The following is a 22,452-nucleotide window of genomic DNA, read 5'->3' as shown; positions in this document are numbered from 1 at the left end:
GTTTTCGTTTGCATAGGGGAAAATGCAGCTCAGCGCTTTGCCACGGAGCTTTAGATTTCGGTAGAGGTTGCCCTTAGTTAATGAAATGATACGATATAGCTTGTGCCATTTTACGACAGAAGTGGTCGACAGTTTGCCCTGCGGCGCATTCGGGCCCGCCGTCATAGACCACTAACCAAATGCGGAGCGAATAATGCCACGAGACCCCTATGCCGCGCTCGGTTTAACCAAGAATGCAACGGCGGACGAGATAAAGAAGGCATATCGCAAGATTGCGCGCACGAGCCACCCAGACCTTCATCCAGATGATCCCGGCGCGGAGGAGCGCTTCAAGGAAGCAGGCCGCGCGCATGATTTGCTCAAAGATCCCGAGCAGCGGCGCCGCTTCGACGCCGGAGAAATTGATGCGACCGGCGCTGAACAGGCGCCACGCGGCTATTATCGGGATGAGGCACGCAGGCCGGAAAATCCCTATACGCAACGCCGCTCCGCATCAGGTGGCGATCCCTTTGGCGACGGGTTCGACGCGGATGATTTCTTCGCGCAATTCGCACGCAATCGCGGCGCTGGGTTTGGCGGCGACCCGCGCCGTGGCGCACCCGGCGATATGCCGGGGCAGGACGCACAATATCGCCTCGCCGTGTCGTTTCTAGATGCCGCGCGGGGGGCCAAGACACGGATTACCCTGCCAGATGGAAACGCACTGGAGGTAACGATCCCCGAAGGTGCGCGCGACGGGCAAACTCTGCGATTGCGCGGCAAAGGTGGGCCAGGTTACGGCGCAGGCCGGCCCGGCGACGCATTTATCACTCTGGACGTCACCCCGGACCCAGATTTTGAGCGCGATGGCGACGATATTTTGGTCACTTTACCGATCTCAATCGATGAGGCGATCCTCGGCGGCAAAGTTCCTGTGAACACGGTGACAGGCGCGGTGAATGTGACGGTGCCTGTTGGTGCAAGTTCTGGACAGGTGCTGCGTCTAAAGGGTCGCGGTGTCAAAGGACGCTCGGGCAAGGGGGACCAGCGCATTACGCTGCGCATTGTTAGCCCGCCCAAGATCGACGCAGAGCTGAAACACTTCATGGAAGGGTGGCGGGCGAAACACGCTTATAATCCCCGCGCTGGAAAGGAGACATCATGAACAATGCCTTCGCCCCGGAGCAGGTGATCGATGCGATCACTTCGCTCACAGCAGAGCGCCTGAGCCATTTCGAGCGTTTATGCATCGTAACCCCGGTAAATACTTCTGAAGGGCCGCGTTATCACACGCTGGATGTGCGCAGGATTACGCTGTTGTGCGAGCTGACCGACGATTTTGACGTCAACGAGGATGCACTGGTCATCATCATGTCGCTGCTCGATCAGTTGCATGGCGCGCATAGCAAGCTTGAGCAGGTGGTGCAGGCCATCGGCGCAGAGCCCACCGAGATCAAAGTGCGCCTGTCGCGGCGCCTGCATGACACTGGTTTAGCTGACTGATCCATAGGTAAATTTAGGGCGTCGTCGCCCGAAGGTATGCGTTGCAGACCGATCCTGTGCGCGCGAACTTTTATCACACCCATGTCTATTTCAGTCTTGCAAAGCCGTAATAAGCATCCATATACCATCCATATGGATGGAGAAATGAGATGAGCAACATCAGACAGCTGCGAGACAAGACCCCCGATAGCGAGAAAATCACGATCAATCTGGGCTATGTCGACCTCGGCCGGATCGACTTGCTGGTGCAGGAGGGGTTCTACTCCAACCGCAGCGATTTTATCAGAACGGCCATTCGCAATCAGCTAGGCACTCACGAAGTTGCCGTCAGTCAATCCATCGAGCGACACACGATGGAACTGGGCCTGCGCGATTATACCGCTGCCGATCTTGAGGCGGTTCGGGCCGCGGGCGAGATATTGCACGTAAAGGTCGTTGGCCTTGCGCGCATCGCCCCTGACGTCACGCCAGAGCTGGCTTTGGCTACCATCGGCTCCATCACTGTGCTGGGTGCATTGCAGGCCAGCGCCGAGATTAAGAAAGCCCTCGCAGACCGTATCCAATAGGCTTAACAGCCGAAAAAAAGGACGAAAAAAATGAAGAATTTTGCCGCTGGCGCACTGCGCTGGGCGAACGATGACGCACGCGCAAAAGGTTTTGAGGGTGCGAACGACCTTGTTCAGCGCACATTGGCGCAGCACGGGCTTTCCGGCCAGACGGCAGTATCTGGCGGTCCATTGCCATCGATGAATGCGCTGATGGCAGGGCTCGCATCCAAGCAAGGCGGCCTCTCGCCGCAACCAGTCATCATTCCAGAAGGGGCTGAATTCCGGCAAAGCACTCATACTGGCAAATCAGGAAGTCGTCAGTATCGGACCTACATTCCAGCCTCAATCGACGAAGGCGCGCGCGGCATCGTCGTAATGCTGCACGGCTGCACGCAGAACGCTGAAGATTTTGCCGCTGGAACGGGCATGAACGCCTTGGCGGAAACACACCGCCTGATCGTGATCTACCCAGAGCAATCGCGCGGTGATAACGCGCAATCGTGCTGGAACTGGTTCAGCGCCGGCGATCAACGCCGTGATCGAGGCGAGCCTGAGATCCTTGTCGGCATGACCCGTAAGGCGATGGCCGAGCATGGGGTTTCGTCCGACCAGACGTTTGTCGCGGGGCTATCAGCTGGCGCTGCCATGGCTGTGATCCTTGGCGAGACATATCCAGACGTGTTCGCCGCCGTCGGCGCGCATTCCGGTCTGCCATTTGGCGCGGCCAAGGATGTGCCATCTGCTTTTGCAGCCATGTCCGGCACCGCGCAGGAAGGCCCGCGCAGCGCATCCACTGCGGCAGCTACCCGCACCATAGTCTTTCACGGGACGGCAGACGCAACGGTGCATCCGTCAAACGGGGATCGCATTGCACGGGACGCCATGGATCGCGGGCCGCGCCAAACGATTGAGCACGAGGACCGAGGAACTGCGGGGGGCAGAACGTACAGTCGCAAGATCACATCCGCACCGGACGGCACCACGGCGCTGGAACACTGGGCAATCGACGGACTGGGTCATGCGTGGTCAGGCGGCCAGCCTGCCGGGTCCTACACGGATGCCAAAGGCCCCGATGCCAGCGCCGAAATGATCCGCTTTTTCTTTAACGATACCGACAAGGAAACATGAGATGACGAGTATGAAGCTGACATTCGACGCGGTTTCCGAGGCAACGCCCGGACCAAAATGGGTTGCACGCTGGCAGCGGTCGTGGCCCGCCTACGAGGCGTGGTTTGTCGCCCGCGGCGGTGACAATGGCCCATCGGCGCCAGATTGCAGGGACGCGATGCGCGACTACATGCCGGAAATAGTGCCACTCTATGACAGGCTAGTCGCGCTTGCAGGCGGGTCTGATCGTGCGGCGCGCTTCTTGTCCACGTGGTGCCCACCGGCATATCTGGGCGGCTGCTCGCTGGCCGCGTTGTCCGATAAAACCGACGTTCGCCTCGTGCGCAATTACGATCTGTCGCCCGAGTTGAACGAGGGGCTGCTCTTGCGCACCGAATGGACCGGGCGCGCCGTGATGGGCATGATCGAATTCCTCTGGGGGCTATCGGACGGCATCAACGATGCGGGCCTTAGCGTGGCGCTGGCATATGGCGGGCGCGCCCAGACGGGCGAGGGCTTTGGCGTGACGACCATCCTGCGCTATGTGCTCGAGACGTGCGATACAGTTGATGATGCACTGAAAGCGCTGCGGCGAGTGCCGTCTCATATGGCCTATAATCTTGTCCTCGCCGATGCTTCCGGCTGCACGGCCAGCGTTGAGCTAATCCCCGGCGGCGGAGTGCGGGTGATGCCGCAGGCAATAGCGACGAACCACCAAAGCGGCCCTGAACCTGCGGCCCGGCCTGCCTTTACCCGCAGCTACGAGCGTCATGCGCATCTGAAGGATCTGCGCATCAGCCCGCGCCACCTGAATCGGCAGTTTCTTAAGTCGCCGTTGATTCAGGACCGCTATGGCGAAGGGTTCGGGACGCTGTTCACAGCTGAGTATAATCCCAAAGATCGGACTTTGGGCCTGACGCTGAGCGGTGAGAGATGGGATCAGGCATTGGACGCGTTTGAGGAGGGGCAACGCAATGTAGACTACTCCCAATCCGCCGGGCAGATCAGCGCGCCGTCCTATGCAGGGCATGAAGGCGCCGGTATCGACTGGTCCCGCGCGGCCCGGATCGATTGGGCAGCAGTGGGCCTGGATTATGCCGGGGGACGCGGGCGCCCGATACACGCCTATCTTGATGCAGTGTGCGCCATTGGCAGTGAGGCGTCATAGACACGGCAGGCGGGCGATCACCGCCCGCCTTGTCGCTATCCAGCGACGTCCGTGGCGCGTGATAGAGTAATCGCAATCACTTTGCGAATGACGGCAGCTGACGATCGCATCACTCTGCAGATTAGCGGATAACACGTTCGCCCCCAAACGCGCGCGAACTGTGATTAACGTACGCAGTCGAAGGGTCTGGCGTGCATTGGGTGTCTGGTCGTGGAGACACCTCTGAGCTAACTGGTCTGGCTTGGTACTTCCCGGTTAACAGGGAATTTACAGGGAAATTTGGCGATTTTGGGGAGTAGTCCGGCAAAACCAGCAATTCACTGCCTGATTCTAGGCATGATTACAGGGTCTTGCGCGGCATTTCCCTGCTACTTAAAGAACAGGGAATCTTTAGTTTTCTATCAGGGAAAGCTCAGGAGATTGCAGGGAAGGATATGTTGTAAACAGGGTGTGCTGTACCCATGCAGATTATTTGAACGGATGATCATTTCGTCCCGATTGCGACGTCACTCGTCCGGTCCCATCCTCATCAGAGAGGTCCGCAAATTAGGAGCGTCACCGCATAGCCATCACGCCCTAGCCTTGTCTGCTCACCCATGGGAATATCTTTTTTCTTGGTCCAGGCTGCAGACGGTGTTTTGACGAACTCTGACATGCGCTGATTATTGGCAGCAATGAGTCCTGTGGCTCCAGTGTCATCTCGCAGCATTTCTCCTGGATTGACCGAGACAGAGGGAAACGCGCGGGAGGTGACGAAGTAACGTACCCTTCCGCCTTTAGACCAAATTGCCGCTATTGGTTCAGGCCTGAAATCGATGAGCAGCCGAACACTTGCTTCGAGGCTGATGTCGAGTTCGTTTCGCAATCGAACGGCATCTTGCAGGTCCGGCGTGCTGCCCAACAGTGGCAGGATACGGTACGGCGGTGCCAGCAACGAAATCGCAAATTCGTTTGCTTCGGCCTCCTGCTGCTGGTGGCGGCTGCTCCCCGCGTTGACCCGCATATCTTTAGGACTGCATGTGAATCCTGCGCTCTCAAAGATGTGCCGTTCCAGAAGGAAATGGCCCAATTCATGAGCCACGGTAAAATTGGCGCGCCGATTGCCTTTGAGGGTATTTGCCAGAATCGACCCTCTGCTGCGTACCCTGTCCGTGAGCAGCATGCCTTCCAGTCCGTCAAGCAGACACAATCTGACCTCTCCGATTCCGAGTTCCTTCGCAATCCTGACCACGGGGATGCTGCATTCAACCGGTCCCAGTTGATCATGTATCGCTTTAGCGAGTGCACGGGGATGATGAATGTCGGAAAGCGCTACTCGGTCAAGATTCAATGGGTCTGGATGCCTCAGGCTGCTTCTGTCGCATGGTCTCAATCATTTGCTCTACGATTTCACGGTCTCGTGGCGAGAGGTCTTCAAACCCACGGTTCAGTCGGCCCACCTGAAGGTCTTTCTGGCTCGGCACGTCGCTCTCTCCTGTGAGGACGTCGATGCTGACGCCGTAGTGCGAGGCGAGCTTGCGCACCAGGTCAAAGGAGGGGTTTTTGCTATGCCCCTTCTCCAGTTCCCAGACATGGGCTTTTGACAGGCCGACTTGATCGGCCACCATTTGCAGCGATTCTCCGGTCTTTTGCCGCAAGCTGAACAATTGTTCACCGATTTGCATTGGCTTCTCCCAGCCGTAAGTTTTGTCTGACACCTTGATACACCCACATTTGACGGATAGCCAGTCGTATGATACATCTAACTCCAGAGGCCGATTCATTGAGTCAATCGGCGAGCAAAGAGGAAAGCCATCATGGCCCTGAAGAACATTAACCACCTCGCCATCGGTGATCTCACGCCTTGGGCGCGCAATGCCCGGACGCATTCGAAGAAGCAGATCCGCCAGATTGCCGACAGCATCGAGACCTTCGGGTTTACTAATCCGGTGTTGATTGACGAGCGCCATACAATCCTTGCAGGTCACGGGCGGGTCGAGGCAGCGAAGCTTCTGGGGATGCGGGAGGTGCCTTGTCTGCGGCTGGATCATATGACGGAGAAGGAAAAACGCGCCTATGTGCTGGCCGACAACAAGCTGGCGTTGAACGCGGGTTGGGATGAAGATCTTCTTGCCGCCGAACTGGGAGCACTGATGTCGGATGACCTCGACTTTGATATCGGCCTTACCGGGTTTTCAATCCCGGAAATCGACAGCTTGATGGAGGCGGTGGCACCAGAGGAGCCAAGCGATCCGGAAGATGATGTTCTGCCCGCCGAAGCCCCAGCGCGCGTGCGCTCAGGCGATATCTGGCAACTGGGGCGGCATAGGTTGGTTTGTGGCGATGCGCTGGACCCGGAGGTGGTCGCGGTCTTGATGTCAGGGGAGGCTGCCCGAATGGTATTCTCGGATCCGCCCTATAACGTGCCGATCGAGGGTCATGTCGGTAATTCCGGCAAGATTCAACACCGGGAGTTCGCGATGGCATCGGGAGAGATGTCGTCACAGGAGTTCACCGCATTCCTGACGACCGCTTTCCAAAACCTGTCCGACCAAAGCGTTGATGGCTCCATCCACTTCATTTGCATGGACTGGCGGCACATGGCCGAGATTCTGCAGGCAGGGCAGGGGGTTTACGCCGAGATGAAAAACCTCATTGTCTGGGTCAAGGACAATGGGGGTATGGGAACCTTCTATCGCTCGCGTCACGAACTAATCTTTGCGTTTAAGAAGGGCACAGCCGCCCACATCAACACCTTCGAGCTCGGTCAGCATGGGCGCTACCGCACGAACGTCTGGCAATACCGCGGTGTGAACACCATGCGGGCAGGGCGGATGGAGGAGCTGGCACTGCATCCCACAGTGAAGCCAGTGCAGATGATTGCCGATGCGATCCGGGATGTCTCTGGTCGCGGTGATATTGTCCTGGACATATTTGCAGGCTCGGGCTCGACGCTGATTGCGGCTGAGAAGACCGGCCGCAGGGGATATCTTTGCGAACTTGATACGATCTACTGTGACCGTATTCTGACCCGCTGGGAGGGGTATGCCAAGGACAATGCCGAGCAGATCCTCTGCGGCTGGACACCGCCTGCGTCGGTACACTCGCTAGAGGCGGCGGAATGAAGGACCGCAAGCTCATGTTGCCTGCAAGCCCGCCTGAAGCGGGATATGAAGTTGGCTTCGGCAAGCCGCCAGCGGGCACAAGGTTCATGCCGGGACAGTCCGGTAATCCGAAGGGACGTCCACGCGGTGCCAAAAATAAACGCCCGGCGCTTAATGACGAACGGCTCAAGGGCATCATTCTCGAGGAAGCCTATCGGAACATCACCGTGCGTGACGGGCATCGTAATGTGTCGGTACCTATGGCGCAGGCTGTGGTGCGGTCAATGGCGGTCAATGCTGCAAAGGGCCAGCACCGCGCGCAACGGCTCTTTGCGGAGATACTTTCCAGCACAGAACGTCAAAATAAGGCTCTGGCCGACGCATGGCTGGGCACCGCAATAGAATATAAGGTGGAATGGGAGCGCGAGCTGCATCGCCGCGAGATGCTCGGCATCACTGACCTGCCACCGCCGCTGCCGCATCCTGACCAGGTCAAGATCAACATGAGTACCGGTCTGGCCCACATCGAAGGTCCTGCAACCAAAGATCAGGTCGGCGAGGTTGAAATGTGGCGGGACCGGCAGCGCATGTTTGAGGAGGAACTGGAAGCTACTCTCAGGGCATTAAAGCGTGCCAGAAAACCTGAGCGCATCGCCATTCTGCAGGAAGAAAAAGAGCAGGTCGAAAAGGTATTGGAAGTCATTGAATCACTGCTCGACAAGATTGAGTGGAAGAATGGGATCAGCGCGACAAAACTCTGATTTTTTGACTATGATGGCAGAGCGGCTTTGTTGCGTTCGACGGGGTATTCAAAAGCTGCGAGACAATTGGCGATGTCCTCGATTTCGCATGGCAACTCTCGTTCGAGATGAACCTTACCCCTGCTATCGACGATGCACAGCGCACACGACCGAAGCGACACATCTAATCCAACATAATATTCCATCTTCTGACTCCCTTGTTCACAGATATGCTGTGATCTGCCCTTTCGCCATACTTGGCGACGTTAGAAGGAATTGGGCTTGAAGCTGGGCCGCTTTGAGAATTCCTCGTTTGCGGCCTGAAACCAAAAGGCGTGCATGCTAACCTGATGGAAACACGGCACTTGCATGCCGCATTGTCAGCAATTCCTGTAAAGACTGATCGCAAGGACGCTTGCGGCATTGCGCTTGGCGGCGCCGTAGGATCTCAATTTGTCCGTAATGATCCTTTTGGGAACGAAGCCCCAGCGTTTCATCAGCTTGACCAAAAGTCGCTTTGCCGCGCGCTTGTCTCGCCTCGATTGCAGGATTTCCTCAAGAACCACGCCGTGTTAGTCGACAGCACGCCACAGCCAGTATGACCGGCCCGCGATCTTCACGACGACTTCGTCTAGGTGCCAGACCTCGCCGGGGTGCGGCTGCCGTCGCCGCAGAACGTGGGCGATCAGGGGCCCAAACCTGACGGTCCAGCGCCGGAGCGTCTCGTACAAAACCTCCACGCCACGTTCCAGCATCATCTCCTCGACCTCGCGCAGGCTCAAGTTGAACCGGGCGTAGAGCCAGACAACATGAGCAATGATCTGGGGCGGAAACCGGTGGCGTTTTTAGCTGATTTTCACTGTCTGCATCGACACCGCCTAAGACCAGATCAATGAACCAGCAACCTCAGGCCCGTTAATGTGACAACATCGCCCTTCGGCCTTTCGTGGGCCTTTGAAACGAGCGGCATGCTATTGACATTGCTTTGGATGTAATGTGTGATATCAAAATGATGATTTTAGAATATAATATCGGCTAAAGATGGACATGTGTGTCGGGGTGCGACATGTAAATCTGGCAAGTTGAGAGATGCGCGCCTAACGGCGAGAAGGCTAAACTTCATTAAGGAGCGAATTATGATGGGAAAATCTATGAAGTGTTCTGGTGCAGACTTTCCGGGTCTCAAATCAAGGGAGTTATCGTCCCGCGCCCAAAAGGTCTTTCCTGGTGGCATCACACGCTCTACTGTAGAACGCGATCCATCGCCGTGCTATATTTCTAAAGGTTCCGGCGCATATTTGACTGATGTCGATGGTCAGAAATTTCTCGATCTCAGCAATAACTTCACCACATTAATTCATGGGCACGCCTATCCACCTGTGATCGAGGCGGTTTCGCGCGTTCTTCAAGATGGCACTTGCTTTTCCAACCCAACAGCCCATGAAGTTGCTTTGGCAGAGCTCTTAGTCAGTCGCATACCGGCGATCGACAAAATTCGTTTTGTAAACACAGGCACCGAAGCCGTCATGTTCGCGATCAAGGCTGCGCGCGCATTTACTGGTCGACCAGGCGTCGCGAAGTTTGAGGGGTCGTATCACGGGTCATATGATTGGGCCGAGGTCGGCCAAGTAGGGAACCCCTCGACCTGGGGGGATGCAGACTCACCTGTCCCTGTGCCGGCATATGAAGGCATGCCGACGTCGGTCGCGGACGATTGCCTAATTCTTCCTTTCAACGACCCGGACCAAGCGCGACAGCAAATCGCTGCGTCGGCTGATCGGCTCGCGTGTATTCTGCTTGACCCAATGCCAAGTTGTGGTGGGCTGAATCATCCAGATCCTGAATTTATTGCGGCAGTTGTTGAAACAGCGCGCGAATACGGGGTGCTCGTGATTTGTGATGAGGTGCTCAATCTACGCCAAGGTTACCAAGGCGCTTCAGCACGGTACGGCATTGAACCGGACCTTATTACAGCTGGCAAGATCATTGGCGGAGGATTCCCGATAGGGGCAGTTGGCGGGTCAAGTCGAGTGATGAGTGTCTTTGACGGGTCGAATGGGCCTGCGAAAGTTGGGCAAGCCGGCACATTCTCCGCAAACCCGGTTTCTATGGTCGCTGGCTATGCATGTATGGAGGCATTGGACGAAACAGCCTTTGCACGCCTCGACAGTATGGGCGACCGTCTTCGTTCCGGTCTAAGTGACGTCATAAGCCGGCGTAATGTGCATTATGTAGTTAGCGGAGCTGCATCGCTATTTCGCATTCATAACAAAGCAACATTACCTGAAAATTATCGGGAAGCGCACACAACGCCGGACGAAGCAAAAAACATGAGCGATATGAAGCGATATTTTCTCAGCCAGAATATCATATTACCCATAGGAAGAGCGGCGTGCTTGTCAACCGCGATGACTGATGCAGATATTGATGGGATTGTGGAAGTTTTTGAGAAGTTTTTAAATCTTGAGCCACAATGAGTAACGAAATTTTTCTGAATTAGATTGAGCCACAATCCTGTTGTCAAAGCCGTTCCCTGAAAAATCGGTTCCCATAATCTATGCTCTAAAAGTCAAGAGGACACTATCTTTATGCAGTCAGAATCATATCGAATTGGCGTCGATATTGGCGGAACGTTTACTGATTTGGTAATTGTAGGGAACACTGGTAGTGTTTACGCATTCAAAGTGCCATCAAACGCTGCCAACCCGACTGACGGGGTTATAGCCGCTATCGAACTTGCTGCCCGTTCTCAAAACTGTTCAGTTGAAAAATTACTTAGCGAAACCGAGCATTTTGTGCACGGGTCTACTATCGCCACCAATACTCTACTTGAGAGGAAGGGTTCTTGCGTTGGGTTGCTGACAACAAAAGGGTTTCGGGATAGCTTGGAAATTAGGCGTGGGCTACGCGAGAATGTTTGGGAACATCGGACTCCGGCTCCCGAGGTCCTTGTGCCACGATATCTTCGGCTACCAATTGACGAACGGGTTTCTGCCGACGGGCAAATCATTCGCGAGGTTGACGCGACCACTGTAAGCGAAGCTGCCGAAGTTTTCAGACAAGAAGGGGTCGAAGCAGTCGCCATCTCATTGCTGCATTCTTATCGCAACCCGAACAACGAGTATGCAGTTTGCGAGATGTTAAAGCGGCATCTGCCCGACGTATGGATCACTTGTTCATCCGACGTTGCGCCTGTCGTTGGGGAATACGAACGGACGTCGACAACAGTGGTAAACGCCTACGTTGCGCCTAAGGTTATCCCGTACTTGCGTGCATTGAACGGACGGTTGAACAAACTGGGCCTCCCGAAAGAGGTCCTCATTGTTCAATCCAACGGAGGCGCAATTTCGGTGAAAGAGATTCGTGAAAAACCTGTGGAGTTGATCTTATCAGGCCCGGCAGCTGGAGCTGGAGCGATAAAGTATTACTCGAACAGCATTGGCTCGGACGACATTCTATCGATAGAGGTCGGCGGTACGAGCTGTGATGTAATGCTTACGCAAAACGGCGTGACGGGCATGACAGATCGGCTGGAAGTGGATGGCAATCATCTCATTGTTCCCGCCGTTGATATCGAAACGGTGGGCGCTGGGGGAGGGACCATCGCCTACGTGGACAAGGGCGGACTGTTGCGCGTAGGGCCGGAAGGTGCCGGAGCGGTTCCCGGGCCAGCGGCATATGGATTGGGTGGAGTCCGACCGACTGTTACCGACGCTCAACTCGTTCTTGGAAGATTGAAACCCGGCCCTTATGCGGGTGGGGCGATATCGCTAGACCTCAGCAAGGCGACCAATGCGATAAAAGAGCATCTAGCCGATCCTTTGGGGTTAAGCATTTGCGATGCCGCTGCTGGTGTGATCCAGCTGGCTGAACAACACATGCAGCATGTCGTGGAGCGAGTATCAGTGGAGCGTGGCCACGACCCAAGACTTTTCACGCTCGTGGCAGCTGGAGGGGCAGGACCATTGCACGCGCCGGGTGTCGCGCGAGCCCTGAACTGTGCTGGCATTTTTATTCCACGATTTGCTGGCGTATTTTGCGCATTTGGCATGTGCAATACAGACATAAGGCATGACTACACGTCAACTTGGCTCCGAGATCTTGATGATGATGACGACCATGATTGCGAAAAGCTTCGCGGTGAGTTTACCCGCCTTGAAGAAAATGCACAAAAGATCTTGTTGCGTGAGGGGTTTCCAAGCGAAAAAATCGTTGTGAAAACTGGCTATGATCTACGATATTATGGCCAACAGTGGACGGTCGCGGTGGACGTCCAGACGATGGATCCGGATCTAATCCGAGATGCCTTTGAGGTAGAGTATGAACGCCGATATGGCTACGCTCAACCTAAAGGTCAGATTGAAATTGTAAATCTGCGGATTTCAGCAACAGGCATACTTCCAAAGGTTTTGCCTGAAACCCCCTCGGTTACGCTCGAAACAGCTACTCCGATCGCGAAACGTCCGGTTTGGATCAACGCGCAGATTGGAACAGTTGATGTCGATATCTATGATGGGCGAAAGCTGCAGTTGGGTCATATGGTTGTCGGTCCGGCAATTATTGAAGAAGATACCACAACAATTCTCCTCAGCCAGGGCGACCACATGCAGATAACATCCGCGGACGGGTATTTAATTCGCCCTGAATATGACTCGAGCCTGATATAATGCGCCGGCCTGTCTCATTTTTAGAATCCAAATCACCTAAAAGCAGGTAAAATGTCTATGACCCGTATTACTGAAGACCCGATTTTAGTGTCGATCATACAGCGCCAACTGGATCATATCAGTCTTCAGATGGGCCTAGTGATGACGCGGACTGCCAGAAGTCCGATTTTCAGCCAGAGTCATGACTTTTCTTGTTTTCTCAGCAATGCGCATGGAGAAACTGTCGCGCAGGCAGATGGTATACCGATTCACACCGGAGGCGGCGGCTTCGCAGTTCGGGCTGTGCTGCGGGACTTTGCCGACCAAATATTCCCGGATGACGTCTTTATTCTCAGTGATCCATACGTCGCAGGAGGAAATCATCTTCCGGATTGGACGGTCATACGTCCGGTCTTTGTGGATGATCGTCTTTTCGGTTTTTGCACCAACCGGGCACATCAATCGGATATCGGCGGTGGCGCGGCAGGAACATACAACTCCGCAGCAACCGAGATCTTTCACGAGGGTATTCGGCTCCCGGTATTAAAACTAGTCGACAAAGGGCAATTACGACAAGATCTTTGGAACCTTCTGTTGTTGAATTCCAGAAGCCCGGACCTTCTGGACGGTGACCTCGGGGCGATGCTTGGGTCGACGCGCATCGGAACTGAGCGGTTCCAGGCGCTTATCTTACACCACGGGTCCGAACGCTCGGCTCGTTGCCTAGAAGCGGTGCTTGATTACGGTGAAAGAAGCATGCGTCAGGCAATCTCGTCTCTGCCGAACGGCAGCTGGACTGCCAGCGATTTCAGTGACACCGATTGTTTTGAAACAATAGAGGTAGAGACGCGCGTCAAGATTACGGTCGAAAACGATTCCCTCATTGTAGACTTCACTGGTTCCTCGCCTCAGGTGCGCGGCTTTAAGAACAGTAGCGTTGCAAACACCCATTCCGCTGTTAACGTCGCTATCGCCGCATTCTTTGATGAGTCGATGCCTCATAACGAAGGGATTTCCCGGCCGGTAAAGATAATTGCACCGGAAGGAACTCACTTAAACGCGCTGCCTCCGGCAGCAATGACGATGAATACGATTTACCCCGCAGGTGATATAATCAACGCATGTTGGAAAGCGCTTGCTCAAATAGATCAGGAGAGGGCGTGTGCAGGGTGGGGGAAAATCTCGTATTCAGTTTCCTCCGGACCAGATTCAGTCGGGCGTAATTTTACCCTTTATCATTGGCATGCTTGCGCCGGCGGGGGCGCAGTACGTGGGCGCGATGGGTTCCCGTCCATAAGCCATCAAGCTACGTTGGGAGGAATGGTAATTCCTAATGTTGAAACGTATGAACAATCCTATCCATGTCGAATTCACCAACAGGAATTTCGGATCGATGCCGCTGGCGCTGGAACATTTCGTGGTGGATGTGGCATTTCCTATGAAATAGAAGTGTGGGCAGACACGCAACATTCCTTGAGAGGTGAAGGCAGCCGAAAGCCGAGCGGTTTCGGAGTGGCCGAGGGCCTAGATGGCGCAAAAGGTGAATTTCACGTATTTGAACTTGATAGCGGCGATGAAATCGCATCCCCACAATATGGCATTCAGAATTTGGGACCCAAGCGGATAACAATTGAATCGTCTGGTGGAGGCGGTTGGGGAGATCCCCTGAAACGTGATCGACTGGCCGTAATGCGCGATGTTCGTGATGGAATAGTTTCCCGTTCCGCTGCAGAGAATCTCTATGGAGTAAAAATATAATTGACCTTTTTTGATCCTGAATAGAAATCTCTCCAAATGTAAGTTGCGCAATCGCAATTGGGTCACGTATAGTTAGGCTCAGGACCCATTAAATGCCTTGCTGCTGATTTGTCGTCATGATTCACGGACCCCAATGATTTGGGGGAACGTTGAGCAAACTTTACTGGCTGAGGCTGCGCCGACGACCTGATCTGTCACCCGTTGCCTGCCTGATCGTAGGCCCTCGAGGTCCCGCAGGGACGTGGTTCCGATGATGTCGTGCTCAGGACCGTCGCTGGCATCCGTCAAGCACGCCTATGAGATGGGCACATCGGAATTGCATCGAACTAGCATCATGTCGGCAGCCAAGCGCTGACCACGGACCGAAGCATGTGCCCAAAGGATCTCATTCAGGGCGGCTTGAAGATCAGGAACGAACACCAATAGATGCCGCTCTCCTGCTTCGGCGGGATCAATCTTTTTGCGAAAAATGTCTTGACTGGGACGGACCCGTTACCGAAGTCCTGAACCTAAGCTAAGCTTTGTTGATGGCTTGGATGCCCCTTGGAGAGCTTTGATGGGGTGGCCCGGTACGAATGTTATTGTATGGTCGGTCTCTTGGCCTATTGGCATGATGCCTTTTTGCCGGTGGGCGGTAATCCCTGGCGGTCAGAGAGCTCAATACCAAGATCGCGCGAAATTCAGATTCGCGTTGTTGTGCTCAACCGTTTTACGACTCTTGGTATACCGAGACCTCGAAGAAATCATTCCTGAACGAGCCATGATCAATATCATGCCACGTTGAACCGCTTGGTGGTAAATTTTCACCTCTGATTGGTGTAAATGCCCAGCTCAGAAAGAAAGCAACAGCCCTCTCATGGCGGATATACGACACCTACATAAAGGTTGCGAGGCTAATTGACCTATCTATACCGCGCAGTTGATTGTAACGGGAAAAGCCTTGATTTTATGCTGTCAGAGCGACGCGAAACCGCCTCGGGGCGAGTGTCATTCAAGCGTGCGTTGGTACAATCAGTGTCCCGTATCGTATTTCTACCGATAAGAGCGGTGCAAATCTGGCCCTTCTTCAGACAAAACTGGATCGCTGCGTCGGAAAATACCGCAGGCCGACCGAGGCTACCGCCACGCGGCGCGAGCCAATCATCTTCTTGTTTAAACAGATCATCAAGGACCCGCGCTTGCGAAGCGACGAAGTGTGGCTAGTCCAGTTCGTCGTGCGATAGCGGGCGGGTGTCGGCTTGCTGATCCAACCCGTCTAACCGCATGGATTCGCAATGTGATTCCTTCGCGAATAGAGTTCTGCAACAACGCCCAAAAATAGCTTCACTTATTTAGCTGGTTGGCCGCTGAGACAATGCTCTCAATGTAGTCGAGAGATTGCGTAATATCCTGTCTGATTTCTTCCTTGACTGCTGGGGCATCCTTTTTCTCAACGGCCACCGCAATCCTTTCGCGCCAGTCACCACGATCAGCGGATGTTGATAGGATGTAATAGGGAAAAAGAAGGTTTAGGTAAGGTCCGGTTTTTAGCCAGAGAGAGCTTATAATTCTAATTAAATCCGGCATATTGCAAGTATTATACAGTTCAAATTGAAACTCGTGCACTAAAGCAAGGTCGGCACGACGATTCTCAACGTCCCGAGCCTCTTTTATTTTAGCGGATATCTTTCGCAAATTATTGGCGACTTCCGGCGTGCCCCTGAGGGCTGCTCGTTCTGCTGCGAAGCATTCAATATGCAGACGGATCTCCTTGATTTCTCTAATCTGTTCGGGTGTGTAAAGTGGTATGTATGCGGTTTTATTTGTTTCGCTTTGCAAGACCCCCTCGGATATCAAACGATAGAGGGCTTCACGAACTGGTGTGGCACTAATTTCCAGGTCGCTTGCCAAATTTCGAATCGAGATTTTCTCACCTGGCCTAAACTGGCCGCAACGGATTAATTCACCTAGTCGACTGTAAACTCGGTCTCTATGAATATTTTGTTTTGGGGTGATCACAGAATAAACCTTTTCAAGCTTGTCGTTGTATACAGTAATTGTTGTTGGCCCTACTAAAGGTATCAGGGCCCCAATGATTGACGGAGCTGATATTGAGTGCCTCTGTGACATTTAGCGCGGGCATGTAGAGTTTCCCCATCAGTTGGCTTCGTTGCACAAATCGGATGATGCCAGGACTTTTCCTTTCCCCAGACGGACGTATTGTACAGCCTTTGTGACAGGTATGCCAAGAGCGGTAAAACGGGAGAGTAAGGTGATGCAGAATTGGATTCCCTCAACCTGCCAATCAAAGTTTCGGGCCATGACAGGTAGGCTTAACATTTTGATGCAGTTTATCTTCGTTTCCGACGCGGCGCCAGCGGTGGCACCTACACGATCAAGCGCAAAGTCAGTTGGCCGCATTGGCAGCCGACGCAGAACATGATCAATCAAGACCCGGAACTCTACGCCGATATCGCCAACGGTGCACCGATGTTACCTCATCTTCTCGACCAGATCCTGCGCGATCGGCAGATCGGCAGCGTGACTGCGGATGGAGCATACGACACGCGCAGATGCCACAACGTCATCGCTGATCGTGGAGCCTCTGCGGTCATCCCGCCGCGCAGAAATGCCCAGCCATGGAAGCCAACCACCGCCGGTGCCATCGCCAGGAACGATGCTTTGCGCGCATCAAAGTATCTGGGTCGGGCACTCTGGCAGAACTGGAGCGGCTACCACCGCCGGAGTCGCGTCGAGACAAAGATGCATTGCATGAAACTGCTTGGTCAGCGCCTGATAACACGGGACTTTGACCGACAGGTCGCCGAAGTTCAGTTGCGCATCTTGATCCTGAACGGTTACACCGCACTTGGCATTCCTGTCACGAAAGCCGCGGGATAAATCAGTCTGGGGAAAGGGGAGAACCGTCCGTCAGCTGATTTGCGCAACAGAGTCAACACACTCTATGCCACGTCAGAGCAGGCTCACCGGACGCTTACAATGATTATTCAAATCGCTACAGGAGACTTGGCAGGAACAGTGTTATACTAGGAAATGCTACGAGTATGGCAAGCACAGCGAGGTCTGCCAATAAGAACGGTGCACAGCCTCTGTAAATATCCGTCACGGACATGTTGAACGTTTTAGGAATTACTGCCTTCATGGCGAACACATTTAAGCCTATAGGAGGCGTCACTGCACCAATCTCTGTCAATTTGAGCGCGATAACGCCAAACCAAATCGGATTGTAACCAAGATCAATAAGAACTGGCACAACAAGGGGCAGAGTCATTGCATAGATCCCTACGGGAACCATAAACATTCCAAGCACAAACATGACTGCCATGATAATCGACAGCGTCACAAAAGGCGGGACATCCATCGAGATCAGACTGGAGGTAATAACATTTGGCAAGGTCGTGAGCGCGATCACACGGCTGTAGTATAACGCGCCGATCACAAGAAAAAACAGCATTGCAGTCGTGCGAGCTGACTCATTCATAGCGCTATTGACATCACCAACAGTTCTGAATGCACGTAGAAAAATGGCAAGCAAAAGACTGATGACAGCACCGACCGCTGCGGCCTCAGTTGGCGTAACAATCCCTCCATATAAACCGCCCAATACCGATCCGGCGATCAAAAAGATTGGCCACATCTCGACTACAGTCTTTGAGTGTCCGCGACCCTGCAAAATGTCCTCACCGGCTTTGTTCTTTGTGGGCGCATATTCGGGCCTTCTCTTCACCAACAGCACGATCACTGCCGCGTAGACCACAACAGTCATAAGTCCAGGGATCACCCCCGCCGCAAAAAGTTTCGCCACGGACTGCTGCGTGAACAACGCATACACAATCATCATAATGCTTGGTGGAATCATCGATGCAAATGTACCTGACGCAGCGATGCATCCGGCAGACAATGCGCGATCGTATCCAAATTTGTCCATTTCCGGAAGCGCCATTCTTCCGAACATGGCCGTAGTTGCGACCGACGAGCCCGAGATCGCCCCAAACATACCACAGCTTATGCAGGTCGCTACCATCAGTGAGCCCGGCAGACGTCGCGTCATTGTATAAGTGCCCAGATATGCGCGTCGCGCCAACCCCCCGTTGGCGCAGAAAGCCCCCATCAGAATAAAGAGAGGTATCGCAGCCCATGTTGGTCGCGCTACGGAACCATACGCAGCCTGCCCCAAAAATGAGATTGCTGCGTCAACACTGAGGATTAGAAAAGACGCCAAAAAACCGGCGAGAATAAAGGAAGAAGCAATGTTTACGCCAATTGCCATAAGCGCAAGCAGTGTCCCTATGCATATTATTCCTACGGTTACTGGATCCATAATTGAAATCACTTTCCTGCCTGGCAAAGTACGCTAGTGCGTCTCGAGAAAGAATTTGGTGCGAAGGACAGTGAGCCTAGTTCAAGGTCGCGCGGCAGCTGCCAACGAGGCGCCCTTGCTAAGGTCTAGCAAGGGTTCGCAATGTCTCAATTGCTAGCAGAAGCACACCAAAAGCCATCACAAACTTTGCCGGCCACAGGGAAAACGAAATCAAACCTTCTGTCGACGCTTGCGAACGGTACGCCCCAACGCCATTAACAAAGACTGCCCAAAAGAGAATTATTACCGCAAGTAAGGAAAGCATTCTCGCCAAAACTTCTACAACATGACGCGGACTACTTGGCAATTTTTCCACGAAATACTCGAGGCTCACGTGTTCGTTGCCTTCCTCACAAGCAGCAAGTCCGAGTGCAATAACGATCATCATCGCAAAGACACTGAGTTCGATCAATGATTGAAGTGGGGTAAAGAAAGTTCGCCATATCACATCAACCACAAGCAAGCCGGCCATGACCATCAGAAGCCATCCCGCAACGATCGTACATTTATCGTTTATTGCGCTTAGAATTTTCGAAGCCTGAGCCCCCATCGCACGCCGCCTCCGGTAGATATTTTTTTTGTGACACCAGCACTAAGCCGAGCGCTGGTGTTTCTCAGGAACAATCAGTTTTGAGAGCGCGTTAGCGTTTCACTATAGATTTCCATTGCCAGATCCAAAACACTTTGGGCATCTTCAAGGCCAGCGGCCGATGCTTCTTCGACCCAAAGTGTTCGCGCCTCTGTGAGGCTGTCAGGATCCCCCCAACTCTGCAAATCCTCCTCTGACATCTCAGTAATGGTCACGCCGGCGGCTGTTTGCGACTGAATGATCTTTGCACGCTCCGTAGCCATAACTTCGCCGAATGCGTCCTCTGCCTCCAAAGACGCCTTGATCCAGCCATCCTGGACTTCGGGTGATAGACCGTCAAAGTAATCTTTGTTTGCGACGTGAATCATCGGGCTAGCCATCCAGAGGTCAGGCGCCATGAGAAGGTGCGGCGCTGGCTCATAAAACTTCATATTATCGATGCCGTCGTAGTTCGTCAGTACACCGTTAATGACGCCAGTCTGCAAGGAGATATAGATATCGGCCCAAGGCACAGAAACCGGCGATGCGCCGCTAGTGGCCAAGTACCGAAGTAGCCATTTATTTCCGGCTCGGAATTTTTTGCCTTCAAGGCCGGAAAGCTCAGAAATAGGTTCCTTTGAAGCAAAAGCTAAATGCAGCAATGGCGAAATCATGATGAGCTCAAGATTCCTCTTTCCCAGCTCTGCTTTGAATGCAGGGATGCGCTCATATGCCTGACGATAAAAATACATCTGATCCTCATATCGGTTTGGTCCGATGGGAAAGAGGTCAAATATCGATTGAGCGATGAAGACGGTCGGATGGGCTCCTACCCAGGTAGTACCAAACTTTACGACATCATTCCCCACAAGTTCGACGGTTTCATGATGTGTACCGATTAGGCCGCCAAATAGTGGTTGAATAGAGATATCGCCGTCTGTGTAAGACTCCACAGCCGGAAAGTACGTATCAGTTAGAAACTGGCATTTGGCACATATCGCAGGATCTTCAGCAGTGTACTGTATAACATCCGCATTTACCAACGTCGGGCTGATCAGCGACAAAGCGAGCGCGAACATCCGAGCATTTCTGTTCGTAGTGTGGGCACTCCCTGGAGGCAATAATTTATTTAACTTTACTAACATGACAGTTCTCCTTTTTGATCGTTGCTATCTTGTTCAACCTAAGGGACTTCCCTCTGCTGCGCTTTGAGTGCATTCTTATATTTATAACTTTTGGTATTTCAAAGAAACATATCAATAATTAGGCTACGCTTATCTAACTCCCAGAAAGATCAGATATTTTTGAGCAGTGGATGACAAACGGATATTTGGAAACTTGTCACTTTATCTTACAGCAGACACTTCTAGGTGACTGAAGTTATGTTCCTTTTGCCTGCTGATCCCCATAGGATCCGAGGAGAGAGGAATCGAAGAAGGTATCGCCCGCTTTGAGTTGGGCGATAATGTCTCGAAGATCGTTCAGATATTCATCGACAACTTCGCCAAATGCGAGACTGATAATACCCAAATTTATCGCCGGGGGGGTGGGGGACGGCGTCACTGTGTACCAGCCATTTTGGGCCAGGCCTGCAGCAATGTCGTTAATATTCTGGGTGTTGCTACCATAGCTCATGACGGTAAGCTCGGGATTGCTATAAATGAACAACCCTTCAATTCTAGGAATTTCGCGAATAAGTTTTTCCCGAACCCGCCATATTTGTTCGGCAATACCGCAATAACCTTCATTCCCTAGAAATCGCATAACCGCCCATGCAGCGGCGATGTTAGCACCTGAGTGGGTTCCTGCGAAGGTTTCCGTGATGTACCGCCCGCGCGACCAGTTGTCGAATTCGAAGGTCTGATATTTTCGGTATTCTGCACTGGAAAACGCGACGATAGAAGCCCCCTTTGGAGCAAATCCATATTTGTGTAAATCTGCGGAGATAGACTTTACGCCTTTTACACGGAAATCCCATGGAGGAATTTGATGTCCATTCTGCTCTGCGAAAGGCGCCAAAAAACCCCCAATACACGCGTCGGTGTGAAACCAGATATTTCGAGATTCCGCAAAAGCAGCCAGCTCACTTATTTGGTCGTACACGCCTATGGTAAACTGAGGCGCTGAGCCTGCCAAAATAATGGTTTGATCGTCAAGTGCCGATTTCAAGGCGTCGATATCTGTTCTGAAATCACTCCGCGGCTTAATGCGCACGACCTCAAGGCCCAAATAATTTGCCGCTTTGTCGAACGAAGGGTGAGCGCTGTGCGAAATGACCATCCTGGGTCTAGTGACCTCAGGACGGTTAACCTTTGCCCAATCCCTTGCGGTTTTGAGCGCGATGAAGATACTTTCGGTCCCTCCTGACGTCACGCTGGCCGCCCCATTTTCTGCGTGAAATAGGGACAATGCCCACCCGACCAAGTCCGCTTTGAATTTCGCTATAGAAGGAAAAGCGCTCGGCCCAAGTGCGTTAGTTGCATGGAATCGTTCAAACGCTGCTTTTCCCACCCGGTCCACTTCGTCGTTCGCGAAGTGGACGTAAAAGCCAGGCAACCGCCCTCCACGCCAATCAACATCCGCGTTGCTCTCAAGCTTCATAATGCTTGATATTTCAGGTTCATCTAAACCGGCTTGCGGGAAAGGTATGCGATTCACCATGTTATGACCTCGTTTGATATCTAATCATTCACATTATACTATCACAAATTCAACAACAAAATTTTATAGCAGCCATAAAATGCTACGATGTTTTAATAGATATTGGTAAGTTATCTTAAAATACAGTCACTTACCTACCCCTTACGATCTTTTGGCGATAGGCGTTGGCATGATTGGATGCGCGCTGACTAGAGAACTGGCCGAAGGAGGTACCGGTCCACTGTGCGGTGTTGTTAGCTTTGATGATGTAACCGCCCTCCGACGGCATCGATGTGCCAAGGTGGGTCTGCAATGATCCACAAAGGAGAGCGGTCATGTCGGATATTATCAC

General features: G+C 53.2%; 17 protein-coding genes and 5 pseudogenes. 13 read left to right on the top strand and 9 right to left on the bottom strand.

What is annotated here, in order from left to right; genetic code table 11:
• The first annotated feature begins 193 nt into the window (after positions 1–193).
• From MK6180000_RS14675 to MK6180000_RS14655, 5 genes are all read left to right on the top strand, one after another.
• Positions 194–1,144 (top strand): DnaJ C-terminal domain-containing protein, encoded by a 951-nt coding sequence (locus MK6180000_RS14675; RefSeq protein WP_138935403.1) that lies wholly within the window; start codon positions 194–196, stop codon positions 1,142–1,144.
• Positions 1,141–1,482, top strand: coding sequence for a hypothetical protein (locus tag MK6180000_RS14670; protein WP_138935402.1), 342 nt, complete (start codon positions 1,141–1,143; stop codon positions 1,480–1,482). Before MK6180000_RS14675 ends, MK6180000_RS14670 begins: the two co-directional genes overlap by 4 nt.
• A 149-nt stretch (positions 1,483–1,631) precedes the next feature.
• Positions 1,632–2,048, top strand: coding sequence for a CopG family transcriptional regulator (locus MK6180000_RS14665; protein ID WP_138935401.1), 417 nt, complete (start codon positions 1,632–1,634; stop codon positions 2,046–2,048).
• 30 nt (positions 2,049–2,078) lie between these two features.
• Positions 2,079–3,158 carry an extracellular catalytic domain type 1 short-chain-length polyhydroxyalkanoate depolymerase gene (locus MK6180000_RS14660; RefSeq protein ID WP_138935400.1) on the top strand — a complete coding sequence of 360 codons (1,080 nt, stop codon included), beginning with the start codon at positions 2,079–2,081 and terminating at the stop codon, positions 3,156–3,158.
• A gap of 1 nt (position 3,159) precedes the next feature.
• Positions 3,160–4,305, top strand: coding sequence for a C45 family autoproteolytic acyltransferase/hydrolase (locus MK6180000_RS14655; protein ID WP_138935399.1), 1,146 nt, complete (start codon positions 3,160–3,162; stop codon positions 4,303–4,305).
• 529 nt (positions 4,306–4,834) lie between these two features.
• Here the strand turns inward: MK6180000_RS14655 and MK6180000_RS14650 are convergent.
• A complete protein-coding gene (locus MK6180000_RS14650; RefSeq protein WP_138935398.1) occupies positions 4,835–5,467 on the bottom strand; it encodes an ImmA/IrrE family metallo-endopeptidase in 633 nt (210 codons plus the stop codon).
• A 157-nt stretch (positions 5,468–5,624) separates the two neighbouring features.
• On the bottom strand, positions 5,625–5,969 hold the full coding sequence (locus tag MK6180000_RS14645; RefSeq protein ID WP_138935397.1) for a helix-turn-helix domain-containing protein: 345 nt from the start codon (positions 5,967–5,969) through the stop codon (positions 5,625–5,627).
• 132 nt (positions 5,970–6,101) lie between these two features.
• Here MK6180000_RS14645 and MK6180000_RS14640 point away from each other — a divergent pair, with 132 nt between their 5' ends.
• The 3 genes and pseudogenes from MK6180000_RS14640 to MK6180000_RS20745 all read left to right on the top strand — a co-directional run.
• Complete coding sequence (locus tag MK6180000_RS14640) at positions 6,102–7,409, top strand: site-specific DNA-methyltransferase (protein WP_138935396.1); 1,308 nt, start codon at positions 6,102–6,104, stop codon at positions 7,407–7,409.
• Entirely contained in the window at positions 7,406–8,149 is a 744-nt protein-coding gene (locus MK6180000_RS14635) for a DUF5681 domain-containing protein (protein WP_138935395.1), read from the top strand. The genes MK6180000_RS14640 and MK6180000_RS14635 overlap by 4 nt, the downstream gene beginning before the upstream one ends.
• A gap of 245 nt (positions 8,150–8,394) precedes the next feature.
• A pseudogene (locus MK6180000_RS20745) lies at positions 8,395–8,556 on the top strand (IS110 family transposase); the annotation flags it as partial.
• On the opposite strand, the pseudogene MK6180000_RS14625 reads toward MK6180000_RS20745, so the two are convergent.
• Positions 8,554–8,949: pseudogene (locus MK6180000_RS14625) on the bottom strand (IS6 family transposase); the annotation flags it as partial. The pseudogenes MK6180000_RS20745 and MK6180000_RS14625 sit on opposite strands and share 3 nt — an antisense overlap.
• A 315-nt stretch (positions 8,950–9,264) precedes the next feature.
• Between MK6180000_RS14625 and MK6180000_RS14620 the strand changes: the two are divergent.
• The 4 genes and pseudogenes from MK6180000_RS14620 to MK6180000_RS21045 all read left to right on the top strand — a co-directional run.
• Positions 9,265–10,605 carry an aspartate aminotransferase family protein gene (locus tag MK6180000_RS14620; protein WP_212751913.1) on the top strand — a complete coding sequence of 447 codons (1,341 nt, stop codon included), beginning with the start codon at positions 9,265–9,267 and terminating at the stop codon, positions 10,603–10,605.
• 111 nt (positions 10,606–10,716) lie between these two features.
• A complete protein-coding gene (locus MK6180000_RS14615) occupies positions 10,717–12,795 on the top strand; it encodes a hydantoinase/oxoprolinase family protein (RefSeq protein ID WP_138935394.1) in 2,079 nt (692 codons plus the stop codon).
• Positions 12,796–12,852: 57 nt separating this feature from the next.
• On the top strand, positions 12,853–14,532 hold the full coding sequence (locus tag MK6180000_RS14610; protein WP_212751912.1) for a hydantoinase B/oxoprolinase family protein: 1,680 nt from the start codon (positions 12,853–12,855) through the stop codon (positions 14,530–14,532).
• A gap of 724 nt (positions 14,533–15,256) precedes the next feature.
• Positions 15,257–15,605 (top strand): annotated as a pseudogene (locus MK6180000_RS21045) (DDE-type integrase/transposase/recombinase); the annotation flags it as partial.
• On the opposite strand, the pseudogene MK6180000_RS14600 reads toward MK6180000_RS21045, so the two are convergent.
• Positions 15,600–15,778 (bottom strand): annotated as a pseudogene (locus MK6180000_RS14600) (IS5/IS1182 family transposase); the annotation flags it as partial. The pseudogenes MK6180000_RS21045 and MK6180000_RS14600 sit on opposite strands and share 6 nt — an antisense overlap.
• Before the next feature lie 77 nt (positions 15,779–15,855).
• Entirely contained in the window at positions 15,856–16,530 is a 675-nt protein-coding gene (locus MK6180000_RS14595) for a GntR family transcriptional regulator (protein ID WP_212751911.1), read from the bottom strand.
• 465 nt (positions 16,531–16,995) lie between these two features.
• Here MK6180000_RS14595 and MK6180000_RS14590 point away from each other — a divergent pair.
• Positions 16,996–17,412 (top strand): annotated as a pseudogene (locus tag MK6180000_RS14590) (IS5 family transposase); the annotation flags it as partial.
• A gap of 115 nt (positions 17,413–17,527) precedes the next feature.
• Here the strand turns inward: MK6180000_RS14590 and MK6180000_RS14585 are convergent.
• From MK6180000_RS14585 to MK6180000_RS14570, 4 genes are all read right to left on the bottom strand, one after another.
• The gene (locus MK6180000_RS14585) at positions 17,528–18,853 is read right to left on the bottom strand and encodes a TRAP transporter large permease (RefSeq protein ID WP_138935391.1); all 1,326 of its coding nucleotides are present in this window, start codon (positions 18,851–18,853) and stop codon (positions 17,528–17,530) included.
• Between the two features lie 118 nt (positions 18,854–18,971).
• Complete coding sequence (locus MK6180000_RS14580; protein ID WP_171054638.1) at positions 18,972–19,370, bottom strand: TRAP transporter small permease; 399 nt, start codon at positions 19,368–19,370, stop codon at positions 18,972–18,974.
• A 146-nt stretch (positions 19,371–19,516) separates the two neighbouring features.
• Positions 19,517–20,605 (bottom strand): TRAP transporter substrate-binding protein, encoded by a 1,089-nt coding sequence (locus tag MK6180000_RS14575; RefSeq protein ID WP_138935389.1) that lies wholly within the window; start codon positions 20,603–20,605, stop codon positions 19,517–19,519.
• Between the two features lie 235 nt (positions 20,606–20,840).
• Positions 20,841–22,121 carry a pyridoxal phosphate-dependent decarboxylase family protein gene (locus tag MK6180000_RS14570; RefSeq protein ID WP_138935388.1) on the bottom strand — a complete coding sequence of 427 codons (1,281 nt, stop codon included), beginning with the start codon at positions 22,119–22,121 and terminating at the stop codon, positions 20,841–20,843.
• Positions 22,122–22,452 lie beyond the last annotated feature (331 nt).

The organism is Roseovarius arcticus (assembly GCF_006125015.1).
Classification (GTDB): domain Bacteria; phylum Pseudomonadota; class Alphaproteobacteria; order Rhodobacterales; family Rhodobacteraceae; genus Roseovarius; species Roseovarius arcticus.
Note: the sequence above shows the minus strand (reverse complement) of the source record. Positions and strands in the feature narration are given on the sequence as shown.

Excerpts from the sequence above, each read along its gene's own strand:
- MK6180000_RS14665 (WP_138935401.1), top strand. The coding sequence starts at position 1,632 with ATGAGCAACATCAGACAGCTGCGAGACAAGACCCCCGATAGCGAGAAA.
- MK6180000_RS14620 (WP_212751913.1), top strand. The coding sequence starts at position 9,265 with ATGATGGGAAAATCTATGAAGTGTTCTGGTGCAGACTTTCCGGGTCTC.
- MK6180000_RS14615 (WP_138935394.1), top strand. The coding sequence starts at position 10,717 with ATGCAGTCAGAATCATATCGAATTGGCGTCGATATTGGCGGAACGTTT.
- MK6180000_RS14570 (WP_138935388.1), bottom strand. The coding sequence starts at position 22,121 with ATGGTGAATCGCATACCTTTCCCGCAAGCCGGTTTAGATGAACCTGAA.
- MK6180000_RS14660 (WP_138935400.1), top strand. The coding sequence starts at position 2,079 with ATGAAGAATTTTGCCGCTGGCGCACTGCGCTGGGCGAACGATGACGCA.
- MK6180000_RS14585 (WP_138935391.1), bottom strand. The coding sequence starts at position 18,853 with ATGGATCCAGTAACCGTAGGAATAATATGCATAGGGACACTGCTTGCG.
- MK6180000_RS14650 (WP_138935398.1), bottom strand. The coding sequence starts at position 5,467 with ATGCTGCTCACGGACAGGGTACGCAGCAGAGGGTCGATTCTGGCAAAT.
- MK6180000_RS14580 (WP_171054638.1), bottom strand. The coding sequence starts at position 19,370 with ATGGTCATGGCCGGCTTGCTTGTGGTTGATGTGATATGGCGAACTTTC.
- MK6180000_RS14640 (WP_138935396.1), top strand. The coding sequence starts at position 6,102 with ATGGCCCTGAAGAACATTAACCACCTCGCCATCGGTGATCTCACGCCT.
- MK6180000_RS14655 (WP_138935399.1), top strand. The coding sequence starts at position 3,160 with ATGACGAGTATGAAGCTGACATTCGACGCGGTTTCCGAGGCAACGCCC.
- MK6180000_RS14610 (WP_212751912.1), top strand. The coding sequence starts at position 12,853 with ATGACCCGTATTACTGAAGACCCGATTTTAGTGTCGATCATACAGCGC.
- MK6180000_RS14670 (WP_138935402.1), top strand. The coding sequence starts at position 1,141 with ATGAACAATGCCTTCGCCCCGGAGCAGGTGATCGATGCGATCACTTCG.
- MK6180000_RS14575 (WP_138935389.1), bottom strand. The coding sequence starts at position 20,605 with ATGTTAGTAAAGTTAAATAAATTATTGCCTCCAGGGAGTGCCCACACT.
- MK6180000_RS14635 (WP_138935395.1), top strand. The coding sequence starts at position 7,406 with ATGAAGGACCGCAAGCTCATGTTGCCTGCAAGCCCGCCTGAAGCGGGA.
- MK6180000_RS14675 (WP_138935403.1), top strand. The coding sequence starts at position 194 with ATGCCACGAGACCCCTATGCCGCGCTCGGTTTAACCAAGAATGCAACG.
- MK6180000_RS14645 (WP_138935397.1), bottom strand. The coding sequence starts at position 5,969 with ATGCAAATCGGTGAACAATTGTTCAGCTTGCGGCAAAAGACCGGAGAA.